This window comes from Pyxidicoccus caerfyrddinensis, from assembly GCF_010894405.1.
GTDB classification, from domain to species: Bacteria; Myxococcota; Myxococcia; order Myxococcales; family Myxococcaceae; genus Myxococcus; species Myxococcus caerfyrddinensis.
Map to the genome: position 1 here is coordinate 1 of NZ_JAAIYA010000015.1, position 6222 is coordinate 6222.

At 71.7% G+C, this 6222-nt stretch carries 1 protein-coding gene; it reads right to left on the reverse strand.

Features of this window, described 5'->3' with window-relative positions:
• On the reverse strand, positions 1-6222 hold a 6222-nt coding region (locus G4D86_RS31760; RefSeq protein WP_163997838.1), incomplete at both ends, for a non-ribosomal peptide synthetase.

Sequence of the window (6222 nt, forward strand, 5' to 3'; positions counted from 1 at the left end):
GGTCGGCGACGAAGGTGGACACCAGGGCGAAGCTCTTGCAGTCGGCCAGGCCCAGCCGCTCGGTGGCGGCGCGCACGTAGTGGACGAGCTGTCCGTGGGCCACGGCCACGCCCTTGGGCCGGCCGGTACTGCCCGAGGTGAAGAGGACATAGGCGAGGTTGTCCGCGGACACCGCGCACGGCGGCGCATCCCCGCGCCCGGACGCGAGCTGTTCGGCCTCCGTGTCCATCAACACCCGCTGGACGGAAGTGCCCGTGAAGGCGTCCGCATGGCGCGACTGCGTCACCACCACCGGGGCAGCGACTTCTTCCACCAGCGTCCGCAGGCGCAGGGCGGGCTGTGCGGGGTCCAACGGGACGTAGGCGGCGCCAGCCTTCCAGATACCCAATAGCGCCACCACGGTGTCCACCGAGCGCTCCAGGCACAGGGCCACGCACGTGTCGGGGCCCACGCCCAGCGAGCGCAGGTGCCACGCCAGTTGGTTGGCGCGGGTGTCCAGCTCCCCGTAGGTGAGCACCTGTTCCTCGCAGGCCACCGCGGGCCTGGACGGGTGGCGCGCGGCCTGCGCCTCGATGAGCGCGTGCAGCGGGCCTTCGGCAACGAAGGGATTCGGTGAGGCATTGAACGCCTCGAGCACCTGGTGGCGCTCGGCGTCGCGCAGCAGGGACAGCTCCCCGACGTGGGCCTCGGGCGAGGACACCGCGGATTCCAGCAGGGTGGCGAGGTGCTCCGCCATGCGGGAGACGGTGGACCGCTCGAACAGGTCCGTGCGGTAGCTGAGTGTGCCCGACAGGCCTTCCGGCGTCCGTGCCAGCGACAGCGTGAGGTCGAACTTCACGGACTGGAGCTCGACGTCCACCGGCTGTATCCGCAGCGGCGCTGCGCCTCCGGGTGAGCCGGCCACCTCCAGGGAAGCCATGGGGGTGTTCTGCAGGACGAGCATCACCTGGAAGAGGGGCGAGTGGCTGATGCTGCGCTGGGGTTGCAGCTCCTCGACGAGCTTCTCGAAGGGGACGTCCTGGTGGTCGTAGGCGCCCAGCGTGGTGGCGCGGACGCGGGCGAGCAGCTCGCGGAAGGAGGCGCGCGGGTCCACCTGGGTGCGCAGCACGAGCGTGTTGACGAAGAAGCCGATGAGGCCTTCGGTCTCCGTGCGGGTGCGGCCGGCGATGGGCGAGCCCACGACGATGTCGTCCTGCCCCGAGTAGCGCGACAGCAGCACCTGCCATACGGCGAGCAGGGCCATGAAGGGCGTGACGCCCTCGCGCTGGCACAGCGCCTCCAGGCGCTTGACCACCTGCGCGGGCACGTGCACCGGCAGGTGGAGACCGCGAATGGACTGCACGGCGGGCCGCGGCTTGTCGGTGGGCAGCTCCAGCACGGGTGCCGCGCCGGAGAGCTGCTCACGCCAGTACCCGAGCTGCTGCTCCAGCGCGTCCCCTCGCAGCCAGCCTCGCTGCCACGCGGCGTAGTCCGCGTACTGGATGGGCAGGGGCGGGACCTTCAGCTCGCGACCGGAGGCGAAGGCGCCGTAGGCCGCGGCCACCTCGCTCACCAGCACGCTCATGGACCAGCCGTCGGAGACGATGTGGTGCATCGTCGCCGCGAGCACATGCTCCTCCGAGTCCAGCCGGAGCAGCAGGGCGCGCAGCAGCGGCCCTCGCGCCAGGTCGAACGGGCGCTGGGTCTCCTCGAGGGCCAGCCGCTCCGCCCGGGCCTCGCGCTCGTCCGGCGGCAGGGAGCCCAGGTCCACCACCGTCAGCGGGAAGGCGGACGGAGGGAGGATGCGCTGCGTGGGCTCGTCTTCCTGCGCGGTGAAGAGGGTGCGCAGCGACTCGTGGCGCTCGACGAGCGCGGTGAAGGCCTTCTCCAGCGCGGCCACGTCCAGGGCCCCACGGAGGCGGATGACGGTGGGCAGGTTGTAGGCCGTGTTGCCGGGTTCGATCTGGTCGAGGAGCCACAGGCGTTGCTGCGCGAAGGACAGCGGCAGTGCGCCCTCGCGCGGCACGGGGGCCAGGGGGGGAACAGCCGGGTTCTGCTCGCTGCGCGCGGCCGCGATGCGCCGGGCGAGCGTGGCCACGGTGGGCGACTCGAAGAAGGCGCGCAGCGGCAGCTCCACGCCGAAGGCGGAACGCACGCGCGAGGCCAGTTGCGTGACGAGCAGCGAGTGGCCACCCAGCTCGAAGAAGCTGTCGTGGATGCCCACGCGCTCCTGCCGCAGCAGCCCGGCGAAGAGTCCGGCCAGTACCTCCTCCGCCGCGTCTCTCGGCGCCACGGCGGCGCTCACGTCCGCGTGCGCCGCCGGTGCGGGCAGGGCCTTCCTGTCCACCTTGCCATTGGGCGTCAGCGGCAGCGCCTCCAGCACCATGAAGGCGGAGGGCACCATGTACTCGGGCAGCCGCTGCAGGAGGAAGGTGCGCAGCGCGGCGGTGTCGAGCGACGCGGGCGCGGTGACGTAGCCGGCCAGGCGCGGGGCGCCAGCGACGTCCTCGCGCACCAGGGCCACCGCCTGCGTGACGTCGGGGAAGGCGAGCAGGGCGGCTTCGACTTCACCCGGCTCGATGCGGAAGCCGCGCAGCTTCACCTGCGCATCGGCGCGGCCGAGGTACTCCATTGAGCCGTCGCGAAGCCAGCGCACCTGGTCCCCGGTGCGGTACAGGCGCGCGCCCGGAGTGGAGGCGAAAGCGTCGGGCACGAAGCGCTCGGCGGTGAGCGCGGGCCTGTCCAGGTAGCCCTGGGCGAGCTGCGCGCCGCCAATGAACAGCTCTCCTGGCACTCCCGGCGGCACGGGCCGCAGGTGCCCGTCGAGCACGTACAGGCGGGTATTGGCCACCGGCCGGCCGATGGGCACGGTGGTGCCGCGCTCCTGGCCTGTGGCCAGCGCGGACGTGGCGTCGATGGTGGTTTCGGTGGGGCCGTAGAGGTTGACCAGCCGCGTCTCGGGCAGCAGTGCGCGCAGGCGCGGGGCCAGCTCGGAGGCCAGGGCCTCACCGCCGCAGAACAGCCAGCGCAGGTGCGTGGCGGCGCGCAGTCCCTCCTCCTCCAGCATGAAGCGGAGCATGGAGGGCACCACCTGGAGGACGGTGACGCGCTGGCGCACCACGCACGCCACCAGGGCGGCCGGGTCGCGATGGGCCTCTGGCGGGGCGAGCACGAGGGGCGCGCCCACCATGAGCGAGGCCCAGCACTCCCAGACGGAGGCGTCGAAGCTCAGCGGCGTCTTCTGAAGCACCCTGTCTTCGGAGGTGATGCCGAAAGCGGAGAGGAACCACGCCATGTGGTTGACGAGGGCGCCATGGGGGATGACGACGCCCTTGGGCTGGCCGGTGCTGCCCGATGTGTAGATGACGTAGGCGGCGTCGTCCGCGGTGACGGTGACGGCCGGTGCGACCGTGTCCTCGTGAGAGAGAACATCGCCGGAGTCGAGGCACACGACGTCGGTGCCCTCGGGGAGCAGACCGAGCAGGGACTGCTGCGTAAGCAGCACGCGGGCGCCGCAGTCCTGGAGCATGAAGGCCAGGCGCTCGCGCGGGTAGTCCGGGGCCAGCGGCACGTAGGCGGCGCCGGCCTTGAGGATGCCGAGCAGGCCCACCACCATGTCGGGGGAGCGCTGCACGCAGAGCGCGACGCGGTCACCCGTGCGAACGCCCCGGGCACGCAGCACATGCGCGAGCTGATTGGCGCGCGCGTCCAGCTCCCGGTAGGTGAGGCGTGCGTCGTCGGACTCGACGGCCAGCGCATCCGGAGCGCGGCGCGCCTGTGCCTCGACGCGCTGGTGGACGCACGCGTCGCCCGCGAAGTCCGTGGCGGTGGCGTTCCACTCCACCAGGACCTGGTGCCGCTCCGCTTCCGTCAGCAGGGAGACGGAACCCAGCGGGGCCTCGGGCCGGGCGACCAAGGCTTCCACCAGCACCTGGAAATGGCTCGCGATGCGCAGCGCCGTAGCGTGCTCGAACAGGTCGGTGTTGTAGCTCAGCGTGCCCCGGTAGCCGTCTGGCGTCTCCGACAGGTTGAGCTGGAGCTCGAACTTGGTGGTGGGGTTCTCCACCTCCACTGGGCTCAACGTCAGGTCCAGCTTCCGCACCGCGGGCATGGGCGCGTTCTGCAAGGCGAAGAGGACCTGGAAGAGCGGACTGCGGCTCATGTCGCGCGAGGGCTGAAGCACCTCCACCAGTCGCTCGAAGGGCACGTCCTGGTGGGCGTAGGCGCCCAGCGAGGACTCCTTCACCTGCCTCAGCAGGTGGACGAATGAAGCGGTGTCCTCCACCTGGGTGCGCAGCACGAGCGTGTTGACGAAGAAGCCGATGAGGCCCTCGGTCTCCGCGCGGGTGCGGCCTGCGATGGGCGAGCCGACGGCGATGTCCTGCTGTCCGGCATGGCGGGAGAGCAGCACCTGGAACGCGCCCAGGAGTGCCATGAAGGGCGTGGCGCCCTCTCGCTGGCAGAGCGCCTGGAGGGCCTCGGACGCGGTACGGGAGAGGGCCACCGGCAGGTGCGCGCCGTTGAACGTCTGCACGGGCGGGCGGGGCTTGTCGGTGGGCAGCTCCAGGGTGGAGACGCCGGCGAGGTGCTGCTTCCAGTAGCCGAGCTGCGCGTCGAGCGCCTCGCCCTGCAGCCACCCGCGCTGCCACACCGCGTAGTCCGCGTACTGGATGGGCAGAGGAGGCAGGGGCGAGGGGCGGCCCTGGGAGAAGGCTTCGTAGAGGGCCGCGACTTCACGCACCAGCACGCCCATGGACCAGCCGTCCGAGACGATGTGGTGCATGTTGAGCGCGAGCACGTGCTCGGTGGTGCTCAGCTTCAGGAGCTGCGCGCGCACCAGCGGACCGGTGGCGAGGTTGAAGGGACGCAGGACTTCGTCCCGCAGCCGTCGCTCCAGCTCGGCGCGGGCGGCGTGGGGCTCCAGGCCGCTGAGGTCCACCACCTCCAGCGGCAGCTCACCGTGAGGCGCGATGCGCTGGAGGGGCTGCCCCTCCTGCTGGGAGAACGTGGTGCGCAGGGCTTCGTGACGGCTCGCCAGCTCGGCGAGGGCGCGGCGCAGGGCGTCCGCATCGAGCGTCCCCTCCATGCGCACGAAGGTGGGCATGCTGTAGGACGCGCCGCCCGGCTCGAGCTGGTCGATGAACCACAGCCGCTGCTGTGCGAAGGAGAGCGGCAGAGGTCCCGTGCGCGGCACGGGGACCAGCGGTGGCGCGGACTCCTGGCTGGAGGCTCCCGACGCATCGATGCGCTCGGCGAGGGCGGAGACGGTGGACGCCTCGAAGAGGGCGCGCAGGGGGAGCTCCACGCCGAAGGCGGCGCGGATGCGGGAGACGAGCTGCGTGGCCAGCAGCGAGTGGCCGCCCAGCTCGAAGAAGTTGCCGGTGACGCTGACCTTCGGGAGGCGCAGGACACCCGCGAACAGCTCCGCGAGCTGCTCCTCGGTGCGCGTACGCGGGGCGACGAACTCCTCGTTGGAGGCCACCGCGTCCGGAGGCGGGAGGGCCTTGCGGTCCACCTTGGCGTTGGTGGTGAGGGGCAGGGTGTCCAGGCGCACGAGGGCGGAGGGCACCATGTACTCGGGCAGCCGCTGCTTGAGCGCGGTGCGGAGGGCGGCCATGTCGAGCGACGAGGGCGCGGCGACGTAGCCGACGAGTCGCTTGTCGCCGGGGACGTCCTCACGCACCAGGGCCACGGCCTGCCCCACGTCGGGGAAGGAGACCAGGGCGGCTTCGACTTCGGCGAGCTCGATGCGGTAGCCGCGCACCTTGACCTGCGCATCCGCGCGGCCGAGGAACTCCAGCACGCCGTCACTGCGCCAGCGGGCGAGGTCGCCCGTGCGGTACAGGCGCGCCCCGGCGACGCCGGAGAAGGCGTCGGGGACGAAACGCTCCGCGGTGAGGGCGGGCTGCTCCACGTAGCCGCGAGCGACACCGTCGCCACCGATGAACAGCTCACCCATGACGCCCACGGGCACCGGCTGGCCCGAGGCGTCGAGCAGGTAGATGCGCGTATTGCCGAGCGGCTTGCCAATGGGCACGGACGCGCCGACGTGCTCCACCGAAGTCATGCGGTGGGTGGAGGCGAAGAGCGTGCTCTCGGTGGGGCCGTAGCAGGCCGTGACGGGGATGCGCAGCTCTTCGAGGACGCGGCGCACGTGAGGCGCGCTCACCACGTCACCACCGGTGAGCAGCTGCTTCACCCCACGAAGCGCGGCGAGGTTGTTGTCCACCACCTGGGTGAAGA